16 protein-coding genes, 1 pseudogene and 1 other annotated feature are annotated in these 24,413 nt (G+C 63.9%); of the genes and pseudogenes, 6 read left to right on the forward strand and 11 right to left on the reverse strand.

From position 1 onward, the window contains the following. Positions 1 to 2 precede the first annotated feature (2 nt). The 3 genes from AX018_RS09240 to AX018_RS09250 are packed head-to-tail and all read left to right on the forward strand — an operon-like array spanning position 3 to position 7,451. On the forward strand, positions 3 to 1,532 hold the full coding sequence (locus AX018_RS09240) for a hypothetical protein (protein WP_111877000.1): 1,530 nt from the start codon (positions 3 to 5) through the stop codon (positions 1,530 to 1,532). Beyond that, positions 1,525 to 6,009, forward strand: coding sequence for an NACHT domain-containing protein (locus tag AX018_RS09245; RefSeq protein ID WP_111877001.1), 4,485 nt, complete (start codon positions 1,525 to 1,527; stop codon positions 6,007 to 6,009). The genes AX018_RS09240 and AX018_RS09245 overlap by 8 nt, the downstream gene beginning before the upstream one ends. Then, positions 6,009 to 7,451 (forward strand): multidrug DMT transporter permease, encoded by a 1,443-nt coding sequence (locus AX018_RS09250; protein ID WP_111877002.1) that lies wholly within the window; start codon positions 6,009 to 6,011, stop codon positions 7,449 to 7,451. Before AX018_RS09245 ends, AX018_RS09250 begins: the two co-directional genes overlap by 1 nt. A 32-nt stretch (positions 7,452 to 7,483) precedes the next feature. Here the strand turns inward: AX018_RS09250 and AX018_RS09255 are convergent. Further along, a pseudogene (locus AX018_RS09255) lies at positions 7,484 to 7,828 on the reverse strand (IS3 family transposase); the annotation flags it as partial. After that, positions 7,646 to 7,760: a sequence feature (AL1L pseudoknot), on the reverse strand. It overlaps the preceding pseudogene by 115 nt. A gap of 108 nt (positions 7,829 to 7,936) precedes the next feature. Between AX018_RS09255 and AX018_RS09260 the strand changes: the two are divergent. Further along, a complete protein-coding gene (locus AX018_RS09260; RefSeq protein WP_146749274.1) occupies positions 7,937 to 11,701 on the forward strand; it encodes a hypothetical protein in 3,765 nt (1,254 codons plus the stop codon). A 538-nt stretch (positions 11,702 to 12,239) separates the two neighbouring features. Here the strand turns inward: AX018_RS09260 and AX018_RS09265 are convergent. The 8 genes from AX018_RS09265 to AX018_RS24735 form a co-directional block, all read right to left on the reverse strand. Continuing rightward, positions 12,240 to 12,770, reverse strand: a complete 531-nt coding sequence (locus AX018_RS09265) for a hypothetical protein (RefSeq protein WP_146749275.1) — start codon at positions 12,768 to 12,770, stop codon at positions 12,240 to 12,242. A gap of 17 nt (positions 12,771 to 12,787) precedes the next feature. Then, a complete protein-coding gene (tnpC, locus tag AX018_RS09270) occupies positions 12,788 to 14,341 on the reverse strand; it encodes an IS66 family transposase (protein ID WP_111877037.1) in 1,554 nt (517 codons plus the stop codon). A gap of 70 nt (positions 14,342 to 14,411) precedes the next feature. Further along, on the reverse strand, positions 14,412 to 14,759 hold the full coding sequence (gene tnpB, locus AX018_RS09275) for an IS66 family insertion sequence element accessory protein TnpB (RefSeq protein ID WP_111877005.1): 348 nt from the start codon (positions 14,757 to 14,759) through the stop codon (positions 14,412 to 14,414). Then, entirely contained in the window at positions 14,756 to 15,151 is a 396-nt protein-coding gene (gene tnpA / locus AX018_RS09280; RefSeq protein WP_111877006.1) for an IS66-like element accessory protein TnpA, read from the reverse strand. The genes tnpB and tnpA overlap by 4 nt, the downstream gene beginning before the upstream one ends. A 98-nt stretch (positions 15,152 to 15,249) precedes the next feature. Continuing rightward, positions 15,250 to 15,744, reverse strand: coding sequence for an iron-containing redox enzyme family protein (locus AX018_RS09285; RefSeq protein WP_111877007.1), 495 nt, complete (start codon positions 15,742 to 15,744; stop codon positions 15,250 to 15,252). A 31-nt stretch (positions 15,745 to 15,775) separates the two neighbouring features. Next, positions 15,776 to 16,840, reverse strand: coding sequence for a cupin domain-containing protein (locus tag AX018_RS09290; RefSeq protein WP_111877008.1), 1,065 nt, complete (start codon positions 16,838 to 16,840; stop codon positions 15,776 to 15,778). A gap of 44 nt (positions 16,841 to 16,884) precedes the next feature. Further along, positions 16,885 to 17,772, reverse strand: coding sequence for a DMT family transporter (locus AX018_RS09295; RefSeq protein ID WP_111877009.1), 888 nt, complete (start codon positions 17,770 to 17,772; stop codon positions 16,885 to 16,887). A 32-nt stretch (positions 17,773 to 17,804) separates the two neighbouring features. Then, positions 17,805 to 18,683, reverse strand: a complete 879-nt coding sequence (locus tag AX018_RS24735) for an NAD(P)-dependent oxidoreductase (protein ID WP_170146221.1) — start codon at positions 18,681 to 18,683, stop codon at positions 17,805 to 17,807. Between the two features lie 102 nt (positions 18,684 to 18,785). On the opposite strand from AX018_RS24735, the gene AX018_RS09305 reads away from it, so the two are divergent. Both AX018_RS09305 and AX018_RS09310 read left to right on the forward strand, forming a co-directional pair. Next, positions 18,786 to 19,679, forward strand: coding sequence for a LysR family transcriptional regulator (locus tag AX018_RS09305; RefSeq protein ID WP_111877010.1), 894 nt, complete (start codon positions 18,786 to 18,788; stop codon positions 19,677 to 19,679). Positions 19,680 to 19,802: 123 nt separating this feature from the next. Continuing rightward, on the forward strand, positions 19,803 to 20,141 hold the full coding sequence (locus tag AX018_RS09310) for a hypothetical protein (protein WP_111877011.1): 339 nt from the start codon (positions 19,803 to 19,805) through the stop codon (positions 20,139 to 20,141). A 5-nt stretch (positions 20,142 to 20,146) separates the two neighbouring features. On the opposite strand, the gene AX018_RS09315 is transcribed toward AX018_RS09310, so the two are convergent. After that, the gene (locus AX018_RS09315; protein ID WP_111877012.1) at positions 20,147 to 22,918 is read right to left on the reverse strand and encodes a conjugal transfer protein TraG N-terminal domain-containing protein; all 2,772 of its coding nucleotides are present in this window, start codon (positions 22,916 to 22,918) and stop codon (positions 20,147 to 20,149) included. Positions 22,919 to 22,956: 38 nt separating this feature from the next. Next, a complete protein-coding gene (locus AX018_RS09320; RefSeq protein WP_111877013.1) occupies positions 22,957 to 24,405 on the reverse strand; it encodes a conjugal transfer protein TraH in 1,449 nt (482 codons plus the stop codon). Positions 24,406 to 24,413: the final 8 nt, after the last annotated feature.

Genomic DNA, 24,413 nt, shown 5'->3' on the forward strand with positions numbered 1-24,413 from the left:
GCATGGCGAGGGCGACTCAGCATACGGCGGAATGGCTCGAAGGACGGCTGGGTGAGTGCCAGACGCGCGCGGTTGACACGCTCGCACAGTTCGAGCCGACATCCGCTGCGCGCTGCCTGCTCGAGACGCTTCGCGCGGTCGAGGAACTGATCAACCTCACGCTGATTGACTGGGAGGACGACGCATTCGAGGGGCGCCTGTTCGGGTTCCCGGTCATCCAAAGCGGGCAGCACCTGCTCAAGCTCCACTGGCTCAAGATGCGTCTCGCTGAGCGATTCGACCGCGCATTGGTCGATCGTCTCGTCTTCCTCATAGTGCAGGGCTCGGACATCGGAACTGAGTTCGCGCGGCGTGGAATTCACGACGCGGCGAGCGGCTTTCTGTCACTGGCGGCACTGGTGGGCTACTTCCAGTCGCGCCGGCGGCATTTGGTGGGCCTGCTGCATTTCATCCCGTCCATCTGCAAGGGAACGCGCGTCATGAAGCAGGAGACCACGCTGATCGTTTTCCTGCAGATCGTTGAATTTTGCGCGGCGCCGATGATGGGCGTGCAGTACGCATTGATGGTGAAGCTAGCGCAGCGGCGCCTAAACATTCCCGAAGATCCGGACGTGGAGATCGTGATGCTCGACCGGCTTTATTTGGAACCGGAGCGCGCCGCCATCGTCGTCGTTCCGACGACGCCCGAGGGCCGGCGGATGATCGAGTCCAGGGAGTCGCTGCGCGATGACCGGCTCGTCTCAGCTGCCGAGCTCAGGAACGACATCCTGATTACTGAGGCGGTCTACGCGGAGTTCGACCTGACCAGCACCGAGTTCGCTGCGGCCGCTTCGCTGGTCCGGCGCCTGTCTTGCAAATTCGTGGATGACGACTATTGGGTTCGGATCTCGCCGGACGCGCTCGAGACCTTGGCCGCGGAGGAGGGCGCCCACCCGACTCTCGTCGCCGGGTTGACCTGCGGGGCTGCAACGTACATGGACTGCCTGTCGAGCTACGCGCCGTTCGTGATGATCGACGGTCGCCTAGAGTCGACGGTGACGCTGCTGAGCCGATTTATTTACTCTTGGCGGGCGTACATCCTGGACCGCCGGAAGCGCTTCCAGATCCGAGCCGGTTTCATCTTCGAGGATATGGTCGAGGCTGCTCTGGAGAAGCAGGGGTTCGCCGTGCAGGACATCGTGCGCATCAACCGGCAGGAGTTCGATGTCGTGACGCTGCGCGAAGGCGTTGTTTGGAACGTGCAGTGCAAGAACAACTTCGTCGGGCTCTCCAGCGTCGATTCCGATGCGGTGGCCTTCGCGCGCTACAACCGCGGCCTGGTGCTGTCGTACGAGCGGGCCCTCGTGAAGGAGCGCAACCGTGAGCACCTGCTGAAGATGAAACTGGCCACCGACGCCGTGCAGCATATGGTTGTGTCGCGCTTCCCAGTCGTGACTAACAATCCCCGCATCGTCGTGTTCAACCGCATCGCGGATTTCACGGCGCGGGCCGACGCTGTTCTCGCAGCGGAAGGGACCGCGAAGGATGACTGAATGCATCAAGAACACGGCGATCACCGCCGCCGGCTACATCTATCAGAACCGGCAAGGGCTGCGGGTGTTGTGCGACTGGCTGGATGGGCCGAGTCGCTACGCGAAGGTCAAGTTCGAGTGTGACGTTGAGGCGGATGCACCGACGGGTCTGGACGACATCGTGGTCGAGCGCACGGACGGACTGCAAGACCTCAAGCAGATCAAGTTCACGCCAAACCCTGATGCACACCCGCTGTCCTGGGATTGGCTGCTTGAGAAGTCCGGCAAGACGGAGCGGTCCCGTTCGTTGCTGAAGAAGTGGTTTGACGCGTATAGGTCGCTGGACCCGGCACGCATCGGCGAGCTCTCTCTGCTAACCAACCGGCGGCCGGATGCCGAGATCGAAGCCTGCCTGACCGGGGACAAGATTGATTTCGCCAAGATTTCTGACCCGAGGCGCGCGGCGCTCATCGCCGAACTCGGCAGCGAGAAGAACTGCGAGGAGTTTCTCGGCCGACTGCAGATCACGCACAGCGACAAGGGCTACGAGACCCTCGAGCACGAGGTCAACGCGCGGCTGCGAGCTCATGGCACGCCGGAGGGCATCGCCGTCCTCAAGAACGTCGCCCTGAACTGGGCGACGCAGAAGAACTCTCCGCCGCCGTCCGGCTGGATCACGTTGCCAGACCTTCGCGCGATCCTCCAGGCGACGCCGCCGGCACCGCTGCCGGAAGACTTTGCGGTCCCCAAGGGCTATGAGGTGCCCGATGCTGACTTCCACGAGGCTTTCGTCGAGGACGCGCTGCGTTCAGCCGGCAAGGCGATCGTTTTGACTGGTCCGCCTGGTCGCGGCAAGAGCACCTACCTCAGCGCGCTGTGCGACACACTCGCCGACAAAAACATTCCGACGGTCCGCCACCACTACTTCCTATCCACAACGGAGCGCGGCCGGGATCGCGTGCACAGCTACGTCGTCGAGGAGTCCATCCGGTCGCAGATCGAGCGATTTCATCCGGACGTCCCCCGCACGCCAGGTGGCCTGCGCGCGCTGTTGGAAGCCGCTGCGGCGCACTACAAGCCTCTCGACAAACCCTTCGTGCTGATCTTGGATGGCCTCGACCACGTCTGGCGTATCAATGCCGAGGACAAAAAGCCGCTGGAGGATCTGTTTACCCAACTGGTGCCGTGTCCTGAGAACTTGGTGCTGCTCGTGGGCACGCAGCCGGTGGACGACGCCCAACTGCCGGCAGACCTGTTGATCGCGGCGCCGAAGGCGAGTTGGAAGACGCTTCCCGCCATGTCCGGCGACGCCGTCCTTTCGTACTTGCGTCAGGCGGTGCAGACCGGTCGGCTGAGCACAGGCTTTGAGCCCGATGAGCCGGAGGGGCATGCAGAGCCGGAGGGCGTCGAAGCGCCAGAGGTTTCTGCGGCGCGCGAGGCTGTCGCTCAGCAGGAGTTGCAGAGTGCTGCGGCCGCGCTGCGCGCCCGAACCAACGGTCACCCGCTGCACGTCATCTACGCGACCTCCGCGTTGGTGCTTGCAGGTGGCAAGGTCACGCGATGGGACGTCGACCAGCTTACCGGTGATTTGAGCCAGGACGCGAAGTTCTACTACGGATCGCTGTGGGAGCGTCTTTCGGCTAGCTTGAAGGATGCGCTGCGACTGGTGTGCGCTTTCCCGTTTTTCTGGCCGCGGACCGCGTTCGATGAGATCGCGACCGCGATGAAGCTGGCGGCGCCCGAGATCGAGAAGGTCGAGCATTTGCTTCATTCGTCGGCCGCCGGGCTGAAGGTCTTCCACGAGAGCCTGGCCGTGTACGTGCGCTCGACCGATGGCTATGCCGATCGCATCGCCGCGCTGAGGCCGGAGGTTGCGCGCTGGCTGGAGAAGTTGGCGTCCGACGCTTTGCGGGTGAACTGGCTCTGGACAGTCCAGGCACAGCTTGGCGATCCAAGCCACCTGATCGCGGGCCTGACCCGGGACTGGGTCCTGCTGCGCCTGGAAGAGGGATACCCGCAGACGCTGTTCGACACGTTGATCACCGACGCCGTGGCTGCAGCGCTGGACCGGGCTGAGTTCGCGCAGGCCTATCGCCTCCAACACCTGAAGGCCCGCATGGTTGAGGGCAGCCAGTATCAGATGCCGGACGAGGACATGGCCCGGCTGGTCTCTTATACGTGGGCGCTGGCGCCGGACGATGGGGTGATCCGCGAGGCCATTGCTTCGAGGCAAGAAACGGACATCAAGCTTGTGGCGGCGCTGGGTCTCGCGCTGCGGGCGCGCGGCGACCATGTCGTAGCCGAGGCATGCGGCGAGGAGACGCTTCGGCGCTTTCGGGGGGCGAGTCGGTTCTCAAGCGAGTACGCCACGGGCAACGGCTTGGATGCCTTCAGGTTCCTGGCAGGTGCGTTTGCTCGCCTGGGCGCGGTGGGGACCACGCCGGAGGGGCTCAAGCGGCTCGTGACAAAGGCTCACCCGGAGGGGTGGTTGCCGCGCGTACGGCTGATGGCCGCAGACGGGCAACTCGACGAGCTGATGTCGCTCGCTGCTTCGATGGGCGACGGCCGGCGCAAGTGCGTGGTCAGCGATGCCTGCCTCCGGGCCGCCGCTCAGGTCAATGTGAGCATTGTCGAACGCGGCGACTTCAAAGCACTCGCCAGAACGCCCTTCGTAGCAGCCGTCGAGGCGGCCCATACGCAGGCCGTGACGACCTTGAACGCCTCGATACCGATCGACTGGCTGGGACTCGACTACCGCGAGCGCAAGCTGGACCTTGCTAGGCTGGTGCACCACTGGTTCTTCAGCGCCGTTCATCTGAGCTTGTGCATGGCCGCGGAAGGGCAGACCGAGTTCAGCTTTGCACGCGCGCCGGTCTATGCCGACCGAGAGAACATCACGGACTTCCTGAATACGCTCTCAGGCGTCGCTGCTCAGATGGCCCAGCACTGGTGGCGGGGGGAGTTCGTAGACTTCCACGAGGTGTTTGAGCTACTGGACCCGGTGGAATTCAGGCACTTCCGACAGAGCCACGACTGGCAGTCTGCAGCAGAGGACTTTCGGGCTGCGCTGCATCAGGTGGCCTGCGACGTCCGTCTCGGCAGCATCCTCTTGGGCCATGCCGTCGAGGCAGATCTGACGGAGGCGACGCTCGCTGCTGCAGGGGCGTTCAAGTGGTTCGACCCGACGTCGTTCCGCGAGCAGTACGCCGCGGGGCTGCTGACGAAGATGTCCGATGAGGCCGCTGCGGCATTCGTGCGCTCGCAGCGCGAGCAGTTCGATGCGGAGGTACGGCAGGAGACCAGCGTGCATCTGCAAACGCCGCTGCAGTTGTGTGGGATCTCGGTGACCCATGGTTTGGTAGCGCCGGCGCGCGAACTCTGCCGCCAAACCTGGGAGCTGGCGACGGGCTTCTCGCATCGCAAGGACCCGACGCTGAACAAGACCCTCGACGCGATCGGCTTCCTGATCGAACCCGCGCCGAAGGTTGCACGTCGACTGTTGGCGCAGGTGGCCCCTCAAGTCCACTCGGTGCTGGACTACACGGATGGCAAGGGCACCCGGCATGTGCTGACCGCGGCGGACGCGTTGCTGGCCAAACTGGCGCCCGCCGCATTGGTGGCCAAGTACGAGGAGCATGTCGACGCCGGGGATTGGTCTCAGGCTGAGAACAGCCTGAGTGCTTATGTCGAGCAGGGTGTGAAGGCCGGCTGGCCACTTGATGCGCTGATGCGCACGGGCCTGCATCCGGAAGTTGGCGATATGCTGCAGCGGCTTACCAGGGAGAGCGTTGCGGGTGCCGCCGAGCGACTGCAGGCACTCAACACTCACGGAGGCTGGGACATTGGCGTGCTGGAGCGCGAGGAGTACGCGGGCTCTAACACGGATCGAAAGCCCTTCGACGGTGACGTCTCGACCTTCGAGCCCGAGCAACTGAAGGCCTTGCTCGATCGCCTTTCGGGTGGTGGCTACGACGACGAGGCGGCGCTTCTGGCGTGGTATCGGTACTGGGAGGGCCAGGGGCAGGGGAAGCGGATACTCGACGCACTGGATGACTCGCTGTTGTCCGACCGAGGCCAAGGCCGCGACCTGCTTCACCTGTCTGGCCATGCCTTTCATACCCGACGCAGGCTGGGCGGCCTGAAGGCGGCCTGGAAGTACCTCGTCAGCGCGCAGATCAACAGCGGCGCCTGGATTGGGTACATGGAGCGCGAGGAGAAGACGCTCGCGCGGCTCGACCTGGTGGCTCAGTACTACCCAAAGTCTTGCGATGACTTTGTGACCGAGACGGCCTATGCCATGTTCGGCGAACCGGAGCGGCCGCGTTTTGCGCCGGGCGAGGCGATGGTCTATTTCTACGTGAAGCAGGGGCGCATCGATGCAGCGGTTGAGTTCGCGCAGTTCATGGTCGATTGCGTACTCGAAGACACCCGAACCCTCCCGCTGGCTGTCCCGGGCTGGGGGACCGAGCTAGCTTCAGCCGACGCGCCGGGAGCTTGATGGACGATCTTCGAGTTCTCATCGCTCGTCTCGGATGGCCGACGCCGACTTGCCGGTGGTGGACCATTCAGGAGCTCGCGACCAGGCTGGGCGATCCCGCGACGACGGCCGAGACCGAGGCAGCGCTGCTGAAGGTGCTGCACTCGCGCAAGCTTGAGGCAGAAGTCGTCGAGGTGCTCTGCATCTTCTGGATGGCCGCGAGTGCGCACGGCTACGCCCCGAATGCTGAACTTCCAGCCCACACGCCAAAGCCGTCACTGCTGTCCAACCTGTTCCTCAAGGCGCTCGGTTATGCGGCGCAGGTGCTCGATGCCGACCTCAAAGTGGCGCCTAAGGACTTCGAAACGCCTAGTGATTTTGATGGCGTGCAAGGGGTAGACCTGGCAAGGATTTTCCGGACGACGCTGAGCAGGCTGGAGCTTCGGACCAAGCTTCCACTGATCCGCCAGATGGCGTTCGAGTGGGCTCAAAACCGGGCGGCCTATCCCGAGGCTCCCCTGCAGGGCGATATTTGGCATTTTGCGCGGCCTCTGGGTAAAGGGTTCGTGGGCCCGTACTCCGCCCGCGCCGCCCTTCGTGCGATCTCGGCCTACTTGCGCACCTTGGTCGTGGCGGAATGGCTGTGGGGACTGCCCTCTGGTGTCGTGCGCCACTACGCGCTCAAGGCGTTGCCCATTCATCCAACGCTGGCCGCGCTGAGGCCGTCGCGTCCGGCATGGGTGCCGGTGCGGGAGGACTTCAGCGGGGACGCGAACTCGATCGCGGGAATCCTGCGAGGTGTCGTCAATCGCGTCGCGGTCGCGCGACCCGGCGATGAGCTGATCGCGCTCAGCACTCCCGTCGAGATGACGATGGCGCGCTGCGTGGAAGTGTCGCTGGTGCGTTGGCTGCAGGCCGGCGACAGCGAGGTGCGTGACCAGGACCTGGCTGCACATCTAGACTCCTTCTGGCGCGATATGCCGACGCTGCCAAGCGCGCCCACGACGCCGCTCGATAGGAAGACTTGGTTGGGGGCAGTGCCGATTGATCAACTGCTGGACGGTCAGTCGGCGTCGTTGCCTTTGGCCGGACGGATGGACCTTGATCGCATGGGATACCTGCAATTGAACCTCTATCCATCACGATTGTTCGTGCCGACGCTCGCGGGGACTACTCAGACCGAGGTGCATCAAGTGGGCGCCACGCTCGAGGTCCTCGAGGATGAACAAGTGGTGGCGGACTACGCTCACTGGAATGCGGGCTGGGGTCCAGTGCGGCCGGGGCCACTGAGTGGGGCATGCGGTGCGGCGTTGGTCTCTCGCGGAACTACCTACCGCGAGTTCCCGGCCGCCGAAGGGCAGGTGGTTCGATCGTTCTACCTCTGGGAAGTGCGCCTGCTTCACCGGAGCAACACATACGACGCGTTCGACGAGACCCTAAAGAGCGGCGTCTTTTTCGTCTAGCCAGCCGTCACGCCTGCGTTCAGGGTCTGCTAGCCTTCACGGCCGAGTTGCCGCCAGACCTTGTCGGCCCCATAGACCTGCATGTTCGCCCGCCAGACGCGCTCAATGTGCGGCACCAGGGCCTCGTCGCGTTGAGGGCGAGCGCAACGCTGTTCAGGGTTGTGCCGAAGGGCCGCGTGCCTTAGATGCCCCGACGGAGCGACCTGCAGAACCTTGCAGATCGGCTCAATCCCGTGGGTGCCGGGTGCTTGTCGATGAAGTCCCTCAAGACTTCAGTCGGCGGTCGAGCTCCGCCTGGGCGAAAATGCACTGGCCAGCTTCAGGATCTCGTTGGCCCGGCGCAAATCCTTGACCTCGCGCTCGAGTTCCTTGACGCGTGCGCCTCGGACGGCAGTCCGATCCAAATGGAGGTGAGGCAGATGGGGAAGAAGGCGCGCTTGAAGCGCGAGCGACGCGCGGCTGCGATGCCGGATTTGTTGCATCTCTTGAAGAACAACACGAAGTCCACTTGCGCGCGCGACGACGGCTTCAGGGACCAGTCCCAGGCCTTGAAGAAGCTCTTCATCGAGTTCGACCCAGCCGACGTAATCGTGTCGTTGGGAGTCTCTGAACTGTGGCTGCCCAACCGGTCCAGTCAAGTCAAGCACGTCTTCGGCTTCCAGGTTGCGTTGAGCATGCCGACGGCGGAGTACTCCGGGGCCAGGAGGATTGAGTCCTTCGAGGCGTTCCGAGAGTTCACTCACGAGCTCCATCAGCTGTTGCCGTCTAACCCGATGCTGGAGGACTTCGTTCCGGAGGCGGACTGGGGCGAGATCATGCTGCCGACGGATGGGCGGATCGAGCCCATCTTCTATGGGGGCAGCGTCGAGCGCATACCCGATTTCATCGAGGCATTTCGCCTCTTGAGGGCCGACGAACCACAAGCTCTCGCGGACATGCGGTTCGCACTTGCACTACAGGCACACATTATCCGAAGCATCCCCGCGAGCCTTGTTGGGAGCACCGACCGAGTCCGCGCGGGTCATATCGAGATCCCAACGGCCGAGTTTTGGGCCGCTTGTCGGCAGACTCTACTTTCCACCTACGCCACCGTGCATCCCGTTGCCGGGCCAGCAAGCACGGCTGTGACAATCGAGCTGGGGGCGCTGCGTCCGGCAAGCACTTGGGGCTCCTTTGGCGATGGCGTGATGACAGGAACGGCGTTGCCTCACTGCCTCGTCCAAATCGGTCAAACCAGGATCCCGATTTCCCCCCGTTCTGCGTCTGCAGTGGTGATCGACTTCTGGGACGCACGGCCGCGGAACGCGTCGGTCGACTTCTATCGCAGGCTCGGACTCTTTCTGACGCATCGGCTGCGACAAGGCTCTGTTGTCGCCGGACCTATGAGCGTCGTCGGCACATCCGAGCAGTTGGGTGGACCGTTCGTCGCGGTTGTTTCCACTGGAAGGAAGTTTCACTTCATCGTGGCAGTTGCACCTGATGAATTGCCTCGTGTCGCATCACTTGAGCGAAGGCTCAGGCAACTCATCGACAGGAGCGACCGCTGGGGACTTGCACTTCCCGACATCAGAGAGGTTGTGGAGTTCCGCCATCCGGACGGCCTGCAGCCGCGTTCCGCGGATGTTCAGGTGCTGGCTGTACTTGCTTGCGCCACTACCAAGTTCAGCTCGTTCGAGCTTCCGACACCCAGGGTTCGTGTGTTGGGATTTCCAGACTTCGTGTCCATCTTCGACTCCCTGAAGAATGCGAAGGAACTTGACAAGTACTGGGACTACATCGACCAGACCAAGGGTCTCGTTGGAGGGTTCAGTGGGGCAACCGATCACTTCGCGTCGTTTCGCGACTCCCACGCGCTTCTGATTGACGGTGCGATTTCGCCCAACTTCATCAGCCTCGACCCGCACTGGAACTCGAGCTGGCGCTTCAACGAACTAAAGACGTTCTGGGAATCCGCGCCTGCGCGGTTCCCCGATGACCGAACGACTTGGGTCGTCGACGAGAAGAGCGATGGCCTGACAACCTTGCAGGCGAAGGGTCCACTCGCCTTGGCTTGGTCGGGCACCGCTGGGTCTGCCACGCTCCAAGCGCAGATCAAGATTGATGATGAGGAGCCGGACATGGAAAACGGTCCGGTCCTCGAGCTGTTCGTTCACTGCGTCGTCGACGCCATCACCCAGCGCGGGGACTTGCTATCGACTCTTCCGTTATTCCAGCGAGAACACATCGTCGTTCACTGCCGGTTCAACGAGCAGGCGCTGGTCTGCTTGTCCGAGCGAAGCCTGATAGAGGAACGGGCAGGGCTTCCACTCTTGAGCAACTGGCGTCTGGAGGCTGGGCGCGGTGGGCAGCGGGTGGTTGCGTCTGTGGAGGTAAACCTTGCGCGTCTGCACGTTCGCATGGAAAAGGCAAAGGATGCGTCATGTGAGGTCGAATGCGCGACCGAGATGGTGCTTGGGTTGTCTGAGCTGCTGGGTCTCTCGGTCGACGAGAAAGTGATGTCACTTTTGCAAGAGACGGCGACCCGTCAGCCCAGGTTCACGACCCATACGACGCAACGCCGAGTGGACGTCCCGAACTACGCGGACCCCAGTGTGCCCGAGGGAGAGCACTACAAGAGGGCACGTCGCGATCTGGCCGTCGTACTCAAGAACCAAGGCGTAGCAGCGCCTGCGCGATACGAGCTCGAGCCCGCCAAGGTCATCATGAACGCGGCGCGAGACGCAGCACGGCAGGTAATCCATGCGCAAGTGGCGCGGTTCGATCGGAGGCGGCTGCTACTCTTCTGCATCGAGCAGCACGACAAGCTGACGGCGAAGTATTCGAGCGAAGTCACTCGCATGAAGCTCAGTCTCACGCACGAGGTGTCCTTTGATCGCTCAGCCCGCCTAGCCGAAGCCTACGAGGCGTTTACCAGCTCCGCACGCAACTACAGGTACTTGTTGGAGTGTTGCCTGAGCCTTCCGGAGCCAGGCGGCAGCGACTTCCGGTCTGCCGAGGCGGTCCAACTGATCGCGGCGGTGGATTGGCTCTCAGTGCTCTACGGCGCGAGCGACACGCTGCACAACGACATCGACGTCGGCGGGATTGAGCTGAATGATGCCTATGTGCCAACCGTGTACTTCTCAGAGGGGCGAGACGAGCGGGAGCGAGACTTCTTCCAAGAAGCTGCCAGCGCGAAGATCGGCATTGGCCTCTCGGCACAAGATGAGGTGAACTCCACCCAGGGGAGTTCCGGGACATGGGAGGCCATCGACACGGCATTCGTTGCCGACGTCGGTTTCTCGCTGACCCACCTCCTTCAGACGCTCAACATACTCTCTCGCTGGTATTCGATAGGTGGAAGTCCAGAGCTTGAGTTCTGCTACTCGGCAACGCCGCAGGCACTCAACGAGGTGCTGGTCAGGCACGTTCCCGATCTGACGTCCGAGCTTGCCGGCAAGCTCATCGAGTTCCTCACCTTGGACCCAGTGGGGGTCCGGCGGCTCACAGGCAAGGATGTAGACGAACCCGATGTCCCGGTCTGGGAGCACAACAAGCGGGTTCACCGCTACCTCATCAGGCCGCTCATCAGGGTGGACGCCGACACGCTGGCTTGGGGAGCTGCCACAGTGAATCGGACGTCGGCGATCTGGGCGGGCTCCATCTTTGACGGTTATCTGCCGGCGGACTTCGCGTGGCCACACATGGTGAAGGCTGTTCGAACGGTCAAGGAGGGCATCGAGCGAGGACTTGAGGTCCGAGCCTTCGAAGTCACTTCGCGGGTAACGCCGTACGCGATGTCTGGCCTTGACCTCCGTCGACGTTTCCCCAAGGAAGCCTTCGAGGACGTGGGCGACTACGACGTGCTCGCCTACTGGCCAGAGCACAGTCTCTGGTTGAGCATCGAGTGCAAGTACAACCAGCCGCCGTTCTGTCTCAAGGACGCTCGTCGATTGCGGGATCGCATCTTCGGTCCAGGGGATGGCCGCTGGCACATGCAGAAGATTGAGCGGAGGCGGCTCTACCTGATAGAGCACGTGGAGCGGGTGCGGCAACTTCTTCAGTGGCCGGAAGGGCAGACTGGCGAACCCAGGTTCCGGGAGGTCTACGCTTGCCGGGACATCTACTGGTCAATGCGCGATCCGCCATACCCCGTGTCGTCGGAGTTTGTCCGAATCGACGGGCTGGAGGCATGGCTGCGCGGGATGATCGATGCGATGCACGAGGCAGGTCCGACACAAGGGCTTGCAGCGGTGATGCCGGCCAACTGAGAGGACGGACTGGTGCTTCAGATTGCGACACGGAAGCTGTTCAGGCGCGCAGTGCGGCGAGAGAACCAACTCCGCGGCATGCTCTACACGAACTCTTTGCCGCTGCTATGCCTTGTTCAAGATGGTTTGGCTAGGCGTATACGCTTCAAGTTGCCCCTTTTCGTCCAAGGAGCGCCGCAGCCATGACTGCTTAACTGAACCGATTGGGCCAGGGGATTGCCGCCTGTGCTCGCCGTCGATGTAACGATTGGCATGGAACACGCCCTGGAGTGGTTCTCTCCAGGAGGCGATGCCAAAGGTCCCCTTTCTCCATCTGTTGTGCTCAATGGGTCAGGCAGGCTCTTTCCTCTTCGGCTTCAAAAATGTTGAGCCAGAACTGATCCCACGCGGCTTTGCTCTTCTCGTAACCGACGCGGATATCGGACTCCAGTTCGGGTGAGCGAGCAATCTCCTCGTCGATTGCCGCTCGCAGTCGCAGACGATGGGAGATGTCGATCTCGCGTAAGCGTCAGTCCAACACCCTCTTGACGGCGGAGCGCTATACCTCGACGACGTGCCGCAGCAGTTGGAAGTCGACGCGCCAGGTGCGGCCGTCCATGGCCTCGAGCGTGGCGGTTCGTCGGTTGATGCGCGTGACGAGGCCCACCTGGGCTATTCCCTTGGCATCGTCGAACGTGACCTTGTCGCCGACGTGGAAGGTGCCCGGCCCCTGCGGCACGGCAGGCTCCGGCGGCGGCTCGTACGGTTGGGGCTGCGCGCCAGGTGCAGCGCTCGTGCCTTCAATCGCGACGTAAGGAATCTTCCAGGTCCGGCGCACGGCCTCTTCCAGCACCGTGGCCTGGGCGTCATGCCGGGCGATGAGCTTGCCGTGCCGAACCTGGCCGGTGCGGTGGTCGATGAACTGCACCGCCTGACCCAGGTGCAGACTGGCACGCGCAGCCATCGTGCGCTTGGGATCTGCCAGCAGCCCGTCGATGAGGGCCCGCATCTGGTACAGCTGCAAGCTCGGGGCATCCTGCAGCGCCTCGATCATGCGCGCGGCGATGTCGTCGTCAGCCATGACCGCCATGGTGCCAGGTGCTCGCGTCAAGCCGCCTTCCGCGCGGCGGGCTGCGCGGCGATCGCCCACGGCAGCAGCTCGTCGATGCGGTTGACCGGATGGTCGGCGATGCGCTGCAACACCTCACGCAGGTAGGCTTCGGGATCGAGCCCGTTCAACTTCGCGGTCTCGACCAGGCTGTACAGCGACGCGGCACGTTCGCCGCCAGCGTTCGAGCCCATGAAGAGGAAGTTGCCGCGGCCGAGCGCCACGCCGCGCAGCGCGCGCTCGGCCGCCGAGTTGTCGATCTCGATGCACCCGTCGTCCACGTAGCGCGTCAGCGCCGCCCACCGCGCCAGGCTGTAGCGCGCCGCCTTGGCAAGCTCGGACTTGGCCGAGACCCGGGACAGCACACCCTGCAGCCAGTCGTGGAGCTCCTCGAGCAGCGGGCCCGCCCGTGCCTGGCGATGCGCTCGCCGTGCCGCCGGCGACTGGCCACGGAGGTCGGCTTCGACGGCATACAGCCCCTGGATGCGGCGCAGCGCCTGCGCTGCCAGACCGGCCTCGTCGCGGTGCTGCTCGTACAGATCCCACCAGGGTCTGCGCGCGTGCGCCCAGCAAGCCGCCTCGGTGACTTGACCTGTGTCGTACAGCCCGTTCCATCCACCGTAGGCGTCGGCCTGCAGAATGCCGCTGAAGCCGTGCAGGTGGCGACGGGGGTGTTCGCCCTTGCGGTCGGCCGAGTAGCGGAACCAGACCGCCGGTGGCGTGGTGTCTGCCGCGGGGCGGCCGTCGCGCACGTAGACCCACAGTCGTCCTGTACGGGTCTTGCCTTCGCCCGGCGCCAGCACCTTCACCGGCGTGTCGTCGGCGTGGATCTTGGGGGCCGCCAGCACGTGACGGCCGAGCGCCGCGACCAGCGGCTCCAGCAGCCGGTGCACCTGCTCGACCCAGCCCGCCATCGTGCTGCGGTCGATCTCGACGCCTTCGCGGGCATAGATGCGGCTCTGGCGGTACAGCGGCGCGTGGTCGCAGAACTTCGACACCATCACGTGCGCCAGCAACGCCGGGCCGGCGAGGCCGCGCACGATGGGCCGGCTCGGCGCGGCGGCCTGGAAGATCGCTTCGCACTTCGTGCAGGCCAACTTGGGCCGCACGGTGCGGATGACCTTGAAGCGGGCCGGCACGTACTCCAGGTGCTCCGACACATCGGCACCGATGGCGCGCAGCCGGCCGCCGCACGCCGTGCAGCCGCAGGGCTGGCCGTACGTATCGCGGTGGGCGTGGGTGGCGTCGGGGCGGACTTCGTTGTGCTCGCGAGGCAGGTGCTCCGGCAGGCTGCGGTCCACAGTCGCCGCGTTGGCCGCTGGCGCCGCCGGCTGGCGCACAGGCAGTTCGCTCAGCGCCGTGGGCTCGATCAGGCTGGCCTGGCCATCGTCGAACCGCTCGCTGGAGCGGCCGAACTGGTCGCGCAGCCGGCGCGACAGCTGAAGCGTGAGCTTGTCGACCATCAGCTTCAGCCGCTGCACCTCGCCAGCGCTGACACGCAGTTGCTGCTTGAGCAGCGCGGCATCGTCGGGCAGTTGGCTGATCGGGTCGATGTCCTGCGGCACGAAGCCCACTGTGCCGCAAGCGCGTCAGTACCGCATCGGGATCACTCCCGAGCGCCGTTCACGCGGCCAGCTGCGGCGTGTGCGTTCGCGCCGGCATGCGCCAGTCGATGCCTTCGAGCAGCATCGACAACTGCGCAGGCGTGAGCACGACCCGGCCCTCGCTGGCCTGGGGCCAGACGAAGCGGCCACGCTCGAGCCGCTTGGCCAACAGCATCAGGCCCTGGCCGTCGAACCACAGCACCTTCACGATGTCGCCGCGGCGGCCGCGGAAGACGAACACGTGCCCGCAGAACGGGTTCTCTGCCAGGGCAGTCTGGACCAGCGCGGCCAGGCCATCGAAGCCCTTCCTCATGTCGGTGTGGCCTGCCACGATCCACACCCGGGTGTTGGCCGGCAGACCGATCACGTCGGCATGCCGCGAAGCACCATGATCACGGTGCGCAGCGTGGCCGGATCGGCGCCACTGCGCACCTTGACGACGACACCGGCAACCTCGACCTCGATGGCGTGCCCGCTCGACTCGCCGCTCGTCACCGGTGGCGCGGCCACCATCACGGGCAGCAGCTTCGGCGCGGGTGCAGGCGCAGATCCCAGGCGCTGGCGCAGCGTCACCCAGCGGCGCAACTGGTTGGCGTTGACTTGATGGCGCATGGCCAACCCCGCCAGCGACGTCCCGGGCACCAGCGCCTGCTCGACGATCCAAGCCTTGAACGCCGGCAGATATCTGTGACGGCCTCGAGCGTTGGTCCGCTCAATGCGCTGACCCGTCCAGACCGGCGTGTGTCCACTATCGTCCATGCGTACGCATGCTCAGCACTCACGCGGCTTGGGTCAATGCGGCACTGAGGCCACGCTTACGATCTCGCCGATGTGGATCTCCCAGAAGCGCCAGTCGATCACATCTGCATGCTCTGGATGGCGGGGTTCTTGCTGAAGTGGCTGTGCATTGCGGACAGGTACAGCTGACAAAGGCACTCGCCGCCCAGCCCCCGCAGGCCGACGCCGCGCGTTGGGGACTTGTCCTGCATCAGGGCACTGATCTCTTCCAGCAAGTCGATGTTGCTCGGGAGTGCGGCCGCATCGAAGGATTGCGGATCGGCACCCACACTCTTGAGGAACTCGTCGTAGAGGTGAGGATGCGCCCCATCTTCACTTCCTTCACCAAGCTCCTCGCTCAGGAATTCAGCGAGAAGACTGCGAAGCTTGCCGAACGGAAGCCGGTGCACCAGCAGTGCGAGATCGGAGATGTAGTAGATCGTGAAGAATCGGTATTGAACGAAAATTCTCTGGAGCGCATCCAGGGGAAGTGTCTGCAGAGTCCTCAGGCGTGAGTCCGCGAGGTATTCCGCTTCCGTCTTACTCGAGTCTGCAAGTTGCCAGAACTGCGACATGTTTTTTGTCTCCCTTTGTTGAAATCGTCGATCAAATCTTGTCGTACTTGCCCACGTAGACTTGGCTCGTCAGGTAGTAGTCGGTGATTGCCAAGAGTGTGAGTTGGGTGCTTCCGGTGTTGCGGGTTTGGTGCATCGCCCAGCGTGGCGAGAAGACCGCGTCGCCCGGTTTGACGGGAACCCATTCCTCGCCGACAAGAATCTCCCCATCTCCCTCGATGAAATAGAAGAGGGTTTCGTGCGCGTGTTTGTGGCGGTTGTTGCTCTTTCCGGGAGGAATGCGCACAACCCTGGGGTCGAGCACTTCGGCTGTGCAGGGGTAGCGTTCCACGGTGAATTCGATTCCCCGCATGTCATCGCACTCTTCGCACATGATTTGCCCGACCCCTGGGAACATGGCAATCGGTGGTTCCGCTTTCCGTTCGAGACTGACCCGCGCTTGAATCCGGTCCGACATGCCGCGCATGCGCGTAAAGCGCATGAATGCATGCAACTCCTCCAGAAAATCCAGATGCAGTCCCAGAATGGGGCCGGTGGAACTGCTCCAAGTGCCGTGGGCGTCAAACCGCTCAGCGGCATGGACGCCCAATGGCTGGCTGCCAGCCGACGCCTTGTCGAGTCCTCGCGTCAACTCGGCCAATACGTGTGCCTGAATCAGGCGCAGGGCGGAACAGATATCGTCTGCGGTGCTGTCGTTTGCCTGCTCGCACAACACCAGGCTCTGGTGCTCGAGGTGCTTGGCAAAGCCCGGCAGTGACTCCCCGGTCAATCTCACGGCTTCCGTGGCTCGAAGCACCTTGTCGTATTGGAGCCGCTGGCGCCCGAGGGTACCGAGGATGCCGCTGGCGATCGCATCGGTCGCGAGTCCGTTGTCGACGAGATGGTGGACAGCATTGATCGCCACCTCGTGCTGGAACGCCAACATGGGAATCACCATGGACATGTCTTGCGGTGTCAGCCACCCCGCGGACATCGCCTTCAGGAGCAGGCTGCTCGCCAACGTTTCGCCAGCAGAGGCGCTCGTGGCTGTTCGGGCCGTTGGCCTCGCCTCGTGTGCGTCAGGGCCGTCCCTGTCCAGCGTCAATATGGTTGTCATCTCTTTGTCTCCCTTTTTTTGTTAAAACAATCCAGCGAACGTTGTCAGGCAGGTTTCGGTTTGGCTCCCGTCACCACCAGCAGCACGCCCCCCATCACCAGTGCAATCCCGGCCACGGTGCCACCGCTTGGGAACTCGCCGAGTAGCGGCATGCCCATCAGCACCGCCAGTGCTGGAGCCAGCGCGCCGAAGATCGCAGCGCGTGGTGCTCCCAGCCGCCGCACGGCCTCGGCGTAGAAGAACATGGCAAGGATGGCGACGCAGATCCCCTGGGCCACGACCTGGAACAGCACGTCGCGCACCGGCGCGGTGAAGATGGCGGGACTCAGGAACAGGAAGTAGATGGGTGCGAAGATCAACGCCGACCCCACGTTCACCAGTGCCGTTGCCTGCCATGGGCTGATGCCCGAGCGTCGCTGCGTAACCGTGTAGCTCGCGAAAAGCAGTCCACCGCAGAGGAACAGCAGGTCGCCGCGCCATTCACCTTGCGCACGGTTGGCGATCAGCGCATAGCCGCCCATGCAAGCCGCTCCGGCGATGACCGTGAGCAGACCGAACACCTGTGTGCGGCTGAAGCGTTCACCGTACAAGACCGCGGACAGCAGTGCTACCCAGATCGGCATGGACCCGATCATCAGCGTGGCGACATGGGAGGCCGGCGCGAAGCGCATGCCGATGGAGGCGGCCATCATGAAGGGCACGCCGGCGCCGATCAGCATGATGCAGATCTTCCCGATGCCGATCTTCTGCATTCCCGCGCCCTGGCGCAGCAGGATGGGCCACAGGAACAGCGCCGAAACGCCGAAGCGCAGCATTGTCACATCGGCCGGTGCCAGCGTGGTCTTCACCGCAAAGCGCGTGGCGACCGACCATCCCGACCAGATCAAGGCCACTGCCAGGCCGCAGAGGACACCGATGGTGGTTCTGCTCAACGTGGGGGTGGACGAAGCAGTCGCCGACGTGCTCACAGTTCCGCCTTTTCACGCAGTACCTTGACGATGCCGATCGCATCGTCATTGGCCAGTCCTCGCTGCATCGCCTTTTTGAACAGATCGCGATTGGCCTGCGCGATCGGCACCCACAGGCCTCGCAGCTCGGCTTCATCGCAGACCAGTCCAATGTCCTTGGACACATGGCGGATCGGTGCCTGCTGTGCGAAGTCGTCCGCTAGCAGCTTGGGCGCTTTCATGCGCAACACGTCATTGGCCAAGGGGCCGGCGAGTGCCATGTCGATGAAAAGATCGACATCGAGCCCTGACTCGCGCGCGAAGTGCGTCGCCTCCGAGATGGCCTCGAAGGTGGCGACCAGCAGAAGCTGGTTGGCCAGCTTCATGCGCATGGCCGTGGGCACCGCCCCGCAACGAACGGTCTTCTTGCCGATGGCATCGAACACCGGCATGGCGTCGTCGATCCAGGCTTCGTTGGTGGCCGAGGCAAGCACGACCAACTGGCCTGTTTCTGCAGGCTTTCGCGAACCCGACAAAGGCGCTTCGATGTAGCGACCGCCGGCCTTCTGTACGGCACGGGCCAGCGCGAGTGAGTAGGAAGGGGCAACGGTCGCCATGAGGATGACGGTCTTGTCCTGCAGAGGGGCGGAGATGTGGCCGCGTGCATCGCACCCCAACACCTGATCCACCTCCTGTCCGCTGGGCACCAGCAGGATCACCGTGTCACTGACCGTGATGGCCTGCGTTGCGGAGTCAGCGGTGGCAATGCCGCTGCCTTCAAACGCCTGCCGCGTGGCCGGCGTGCGGCAATAGACCGTGACGTCCATGCCCGCCTTTTGCAGATTGCGGGCGATGGGTTCGCCCATGACACCGATTCCGATCACACTGATTTTCATCACCACCTCTGGTAGTCGAGATTCATATGGAGAGCCAATGTAGGCACATGCGTCTATCTCGTAAAATGAATTGTTGAGAACAAATAATTCGGAGATGCCGATATGTTGGAGCTGTCGGAGCTGCGGACGTTTCTGGCTGTTGTGCATGCGGGAGGCATCAACAAGGCTGCCGAGGCGATGCATCGCGCTCAGTCCAGCATCACCGTGCGCATTCAGCAGCTGGAGGAAAAGCTGGGCGTCTCGCTGTTCATCCGGGAAGGGCGGTCACTGCAGCTTTCTCCGGCCGGCAAGGTGCTGATGGACTATGCAGCGCGCCTGATCGACCTGGCGCAGGAAGCTTCGGAAGCCACGCGCAACGACCGGCCCAAGGGCCTGTTGCGACTTGGAGCAATGGAAAGCACGGCTGCCGTGCGTCTCCCGCAGCCGCTGGGGCTGTTTCACGAGATGTACCCCGATGTGACGCTGGAGCTGTACTCCGACGACCCGCGCGAACTGATCCAACGGGTGTTGAAGGGCGAACTGGATACGGCGCTGATCGCCGATCCCATGACGGACAAGCGCCTCAACGCGATGGCGATCTATGAAGAGGAACTCGTACTTGTGGCCGAGGCCCGGCACCCGCCCATTGCCTCGCCCAAGGATGTTCCATCCAAGACGATTCTGGCCTTCCATCCTGGCTGTCCTCACCGCCAGCGCCTGGAGGACTGGTTCGGGCGCTCGCGCTTGAAGCCCAAACGTGTCGTGGAGGTGGGCTCCTACCATCTGATCCTGGGATGCGCCGCGGTGGGCATGGGCGTTGCGCTCATGCCGCGCAGCGTTCTGAGCACCTATGTAGAGCGATCGCGTCTGAGTGTCCACCCCCTGCCGCCCAAGTTCAACCGGGCCATGACGCGGCTGGTCTGGCGCAAGGATGCTCCGGAGGCAAACATCCTGGCGCTTTCACGAGTGCTGCTCAAGTATGGGGGCGAGCGGGAGGGCGGGCAGGACTCGCAATGAATTCGGTGCGCCTGCACGATGCCAGCGATCGCGGGCGGTGAACAGTTGTGGCAGTTGCGGAGCAACAGGGCGTTGCGATTGACATCGAGCGCACCGCTGGTAGGGTTCTGTCCAGGAGGCTCTATGCGAAAAGCCATCTTCTTTTTCTTCCTGCTGCTGGGCATCGGCGCTGGATATCTGTCTGCTAGTAATGATGACTGGGGCCTACGGGTCGGCATGATGACCGTGGGCGCAATGTTCGGCGGGGCGATTGGAGGTGGGCTGTCGCAGATTGGCAAGCGTCAGGCGAAGTTCCGGCACCAGTGGCGAACTGAAGAGGAGGTTGAGCCTATCCCTGGGATGGGTACGTCCAGCCGTGATCTGGCGGCCAACTTTTGGCGAGACAAGGGACAGCCACCCTTCACGCGGATGCCTGACGCCGAACCGGATAAGCACATGTTCGACCCTGACCGGATTGGTTAGGGCAACTACTTCTTGAGAGCGTCCTTCACAGCATTCTTGGCATCGTTGATGAGAGGTGCTGCGTCTTCTTTCACCTGATTGACGGACTGCTTCATCAGCGAGCGCTTGGACGCAAGGGTCCCGTCGGGTGTCTTCGTGATCTGCGCCTTTCGATCGAACGTTCCTTGATCGGCTGACGTAGCTGCACGGATCCGCTCCCCTTCCTCGCGAATAGTGCCTCGCATCGACGAAGGAACGACCGTGTCCGATGCGGGTTGCGCAGTACCACCGAATCGACGCACGGCACCCTGGTTCGAATGGTGGCGCGCAGCAAGATCGGGCGTCAAATCCGGATCGCTGGAGTGCCGCAGATGCTGAGCTTGAAGTTCGCCAAAGGCCGTGGGAACCGCAGTCCCGTCCGAGAAAACGCTCTGGGGACGCAAAGACTGGCGGGCCAGTTCCGCCTCCATCAGCACGCGTGCGGAGGCACTGTTGCCCCCGTACTGCTCGGCGTAACGGGTGAACATGGCGAGGTTGTGCGGGTCCTGGGCAATGTCGATGGAGATGGTCTCGCCTCGCTCGTAGGCGGTGGAGACGCGTTCTGCGAAGGCGCTCCGCTCCGAGAGGCTGGCGTCGGCGCGCTCCGAGCGTGCAGCTGTTGACGACAGACGGGCGGAGAGGTCTTGCGCATCACGTGCATCGCTGGCGATGACGTTCATGAAGCTCCTGTCCTGAGATGCCCGGTCGCCGAACTGCTTGAATTCGGCGAGTTGATCGCTTGTCATGCTGCCGACGACACGACGCTCTTCCGCTGAAAGGCTCGATGCGTAGCTCTTGTCGGCAGTGGCGTTGCCAGATACTCCGGCTATGGGTGAACTGATGCCCAAACGCCCCGACGCGCCAAGTGCGATGCGAGCGACCTGTGATTGCGAGAGGCCGGTGGAGTCGGCCACGCTCTTGCTGATCTGGTCCAGACGGTTGAGTGTTTCGCCGAACTGCTCGAAGCTGCTCGACGTCGAGCCGGAGCTGCTGCGCGAAGACCGCAGCTTGGTCACGCCCTTGGTGAACGCTTCCGCGAGCATCGCCGAGCGCTCGTTGCTGGCCGCGACCGACTCACTGCGCGCCGCATCCACCTGCCGGCTCGCGTCCTGCACGTCCTGTTCGGACACCCGCATCGAGACAACCCGCGACGCGAAGCCCTGGTTGCGCAGCAGGCTTACCGCCGTCGTTCCGCTGAGTGCGCTGGCGGTGAAGGTGTTGCCGCTCAGGTCGTTCTGCCAACTGCCCATGAACGCCGAAGTGCGGTTCGGCGCGAGCTGCATCTGGTCCATCGACACGTTGCCCAGCGAGGTGTTGCCCACGGTGGAGGCCGCGGTGGATCCCGAGAGGGTGGCCTGCAAGCCGGACAGACCTCCGACCAATGCGGTGCCGAAGTTTTCCATGCGCTTGAGCGCGGCCCAGGCGATGAACGGGATGCTGATCGCGAGATAGCCGACGACGGCCTCGCCCGACAGCGCGCGCGAGTAGATCACCGAAGACGTCTGCAGTGCCAGCGCTTTGGCCCCGGAGCCCAGGTCCGCGGCCGCCGCCAGGTCGTAGGCGGCGTAGACCGAGGCCATGTAGTTGAGGATCGCGTAGAGCGGCGGCCACAGCTGGATCCAGATCAGGATCGTCGCATAGCCTTTGAAGGCCAGCATGGTCTCGCGGCCGCTGGTCAGCAGGAGCAGCAGCACGAAGAGCGGGAAGAGGGCGTAGGTGACCGCCTCGATCACGTTGCGCAGCACCGGCAGCGCCTGCTCGGCCACCTTGCCGAAGTTGAGCCACGAGGCGTTCATCTGCGCGACGGCCTGTGCCCGGCCCACGGCCAGCACCATGGCCGCGGGGTCGTTGACCTTCTGCCCCACGATCTTGCCGGTGTCTTCCAGGGCGTTGAGCATCGCGTTCTGGCGGATGATGTCGGCGGCCGTGGCCGAAGCGTTGGCGATGCTGTTTTTGAGGTAGGCCTGCTGGATCTGGCCTGCGATCGCGGCCGCCGCAGCGGTGCCGGGAAGTGTCGGGTTGAGCTGGAAGGCCAGCCTGCCCTGGATGCGCTGGATCTGCGCCGGCAGCCGGCCGTTCAGGCCCAGATAGACGTTGGGACAGGTGTCTACGCCCACGGCGCCGCCGGCACGGGTCAGCGTGCTGAAGCGTGCCGGATTGGGTGAGGCCATCAAGGGCCAGACGTCATCCGATGTGGAGAAGGTGGCCGGATCGAGCGTGCCATCGATCAGGTCATAGGTCGTGCAGTTGTGGATGAAGTTGACCAGATCGGTGCGGAAGGCCGGGTCCTGGAACACCACGTTGCCGGTCTCGCGCACGAGGCGGTTGCCGAACATCAGCCCGTTGCGCTCGTAGGAGAGTTCCGCCGGCAATGCCCCCATGCCCGGGATTACCTGGAAGGCCGTCTCGAAGAGGCCGGTGAGGGTGTGCCCGATCGTGCTGGTGAGGCTGCCCAACACCGCGACGCCGAAGGGCACGTTGTCGACCACGCGCACGGCCGAGCCCCCGGTGCGGTCCACGATGCCCACCGTGACCCTTGGCACGATCAGGATGCCGAAGACCAGCACCACGGTGGCCAGCCATTTCCAGCCCTGGAGCTTTTCGGGGGCGAAGGCGTAGGCGATCAGGGCAGCGACAAAGCCGCAGAAAGCCACCGCCGCGACGGCCGCGGAGTAGTCGCTCGACGCATGGATGGCCGCGGCCGCGTTGAATACGCCGAACAGGCTGTCCGCGTTCTGGTAGGCGTAGATTTCCCACATGGCGGCACCCCTCCATTGGTTCTGTGTTGGCAGGGCGTTCAGCGCGATCCGTAGGCCGCCTGCTGGCCCAGCATGTCCATGACGTGCTGGGGCATGCTCGAGCGCAGTTGGCGCTCCAGTTGCTCCAGGTGGCTCGCCACGGCGCGGAACGAGCCGACCTTCTGGTACAGCAGGTTTTTCTCCTGGGAGAGCAGCAGCAGGAGTGCCTGGGCGCGTTGACGGATCTGGTGGGCCTGATCGCGCTGGTGCTGCTGCAGCGTGAAGTCCTTGGCCAGGGCCGCCATGCCGACCCTCAGGTTGCGTTCCAGAAGGACGTAGGCGTAGTCGGCGGCGATCACGTCGCGGTACTGGCCGATCAGGCTGTCGGCGAGCCCTGAGCCCGGGATGCTGGTGCCGATGGAGAGCATCTTGTACACCGGCTCGGTGGTCTGGTTCACGAAGCCGACTTCGGCCGAGTTGTTGGGGATGGGCGTGCGCGTGGCGATGCGGTCGGCGATCGATCGCATCATGGTTTCCACGCGCGCGGTGAACGGCACGTGGTTGTACGCCGTGTTGAGAGAGACCCCGTCGCAGTTCGTGGTGTCGTTGCAGCGCAGCAGGTGCTGGACGACGTTCGTGCCGGAGCCCGCGGCCTGGCCGTAGAGCAACTGGCTGATGGAGGTCAGGGTGGGCGCGATGGGTTCGGGGTCGCGCCCCGACTCCTCGGGGTAGTAGATGACGGTGCCGACCATGCTCATGATCAGTTCCCGCCCGGAGTCGTCCAGGTAGGCGCCCGCGTGCTGCAGCGCCTTCCAGGTCAGGTTGCCGACGAACGGGGCCTTGTTGCGCACGTTCGCGTCGCCCGAGGATCGCGCGGAGGACAAGATGCCGGGCCGGTCGGTCGCGCAGCGCCGCCGCGCCGCGTCGCGGTCGCTCTCCAGGCCCATCTCCATCGCGAGGTCGGAGCAGCTTTCCTGGGAGCTGTAGCCCACGGCCTCGGCGGCCGTGCTGACGATGGCCTTGGCCGTCTCGCACGAGTTGATGCGGGCGTTGTTGATCCAGGTCTCCAGGCCCTTGGCCCATTTGGTCAGGCCGCCCAGCAGCGGCGAGACGGCCTCGAGCGCGAGCTGGAACGCGATGCCTGGGAGCGCGGCCGTGATGTTGCGCAGGAGGTTCTTGAACTCCTGCGCGGAGATGTGGCTGAAGCTGCCCCCGAAGACGTCGATCCCGCCGCAGCCGGCCTTGGCGCTCGGGAACTGGATGGCTGCGAGCTGGTAGACCTTGTTGGGCGAGCGCATCATCAGCGAGCCACCGGTGTAGGTGTTGTAGGTCTGTCCCCGGAAGGCGCCCGGCGCCGTGTAGTTGCCGATGGCGCCCAGGTTGTTGAACATGTCGTTGACCTCGCTGTTGAGGTCGGCGCGGCTGGGCGGGGCCGCGCAGAGGAGCGCCAGGCAGGCGGCCAGCGCGGTGGCCTTGCGGCGGCGGGCGAAGCAGGGCAGGAAGGGCATGGCGACCT

This window comes from Paracidovorax anthurii (assembly GCF_003269065.1).
GTDB lineage: Bacteria > Pseudomonadota > Gammaproteobacteria > Burkholderiales > Burkholderiaceae_C > Paracidovorax > Paracidovorax anthurii.

Bases quoted from the DNA above. Each gene is read 5' to 3' on its own strand.
- AX018_RS09245 (WP_111877001.1), top strand. From the start codon at position 1,525: ATGACTGAATGCATCAAGAACACGGCGATCACCGCCGCCGGCTACATC.
- AX018_RS09285 (WP_111877007.1), bottom strand. From the start codon at position 15,744: ATGTCGCAGTTCTGGCAACTTGCAGACTCGAGTAAGACGGAAGCGGAA.
- AX018_RS24735 (WP_170146221.1), bottom strand. From the start codon at position 18,683: ATGAAAATCAGTGTGATCGGAATCGGTGTCATGGGCGAACCCATCGCC.
- AX018_RS09240 (WP_111877000.1), top strand. From the start codon at position 3: ATGGCGAGGGCGACTCAGCATACGGCGGAATGGCTCGAAGGACGGCTG.
- AX018_RS09265 (WP_146749275.1), bottom strand. From the start codon at position 12,770: ATGGCGGTCATGGCTGACGACGACATCGCCGCGCGCATGATCGAGGCG.
- AX018_RS09305 (WP_111877010.1), top strand. From the start codon at position 18,786: ATGTTGGAGCTGTCGGAGCTGCGGACGTTTCTGGCTGTTGTGCATGCG.
- AX018_RS09290 (WP_111877008.1), bottom strand. From the start codon at position 16,840: ATGACAACCATATTGACGCTGGACAGGGACGGCCCTGACGCACACGAG.
- AX018_RS09250 (WP_111877002.1), top strand. From the start codon at position 6,009: ATGGACGATCTTCGAGTTCTCATCGCTCGTCTCGGATGGCCGACGCCG.
- AX018_RS09320 (WP_111877013.1), bottom strand. From the start codon at position 24,405: ATGCCCTTCCTGCCCTGCTTCGCCCGCCGCCGCAAGGCCACCGCGCTG.
- AX018_RS09315 (WP_111877012.1), bottom strand. From the start codon at position 22,918: ATGTGGGAAATCTACGCCTACCAGAACGCGGACAGCCTGTTCGGCGTA.
- tnpA (WP_111877006.1), bottom strand. From the start codon at position 15,151: ATGGACGATAGTGGACACACGCCGGTCTGGACGGGTCAGCGCATTGAG.
- AX018_RS09310 (WP_111877011.1), top strand. From the start codon at position 19,803: ATGCGAAAAGCCATCTTCTTTTTCTTCCTGCTGCTGGGCATCGGCGCT.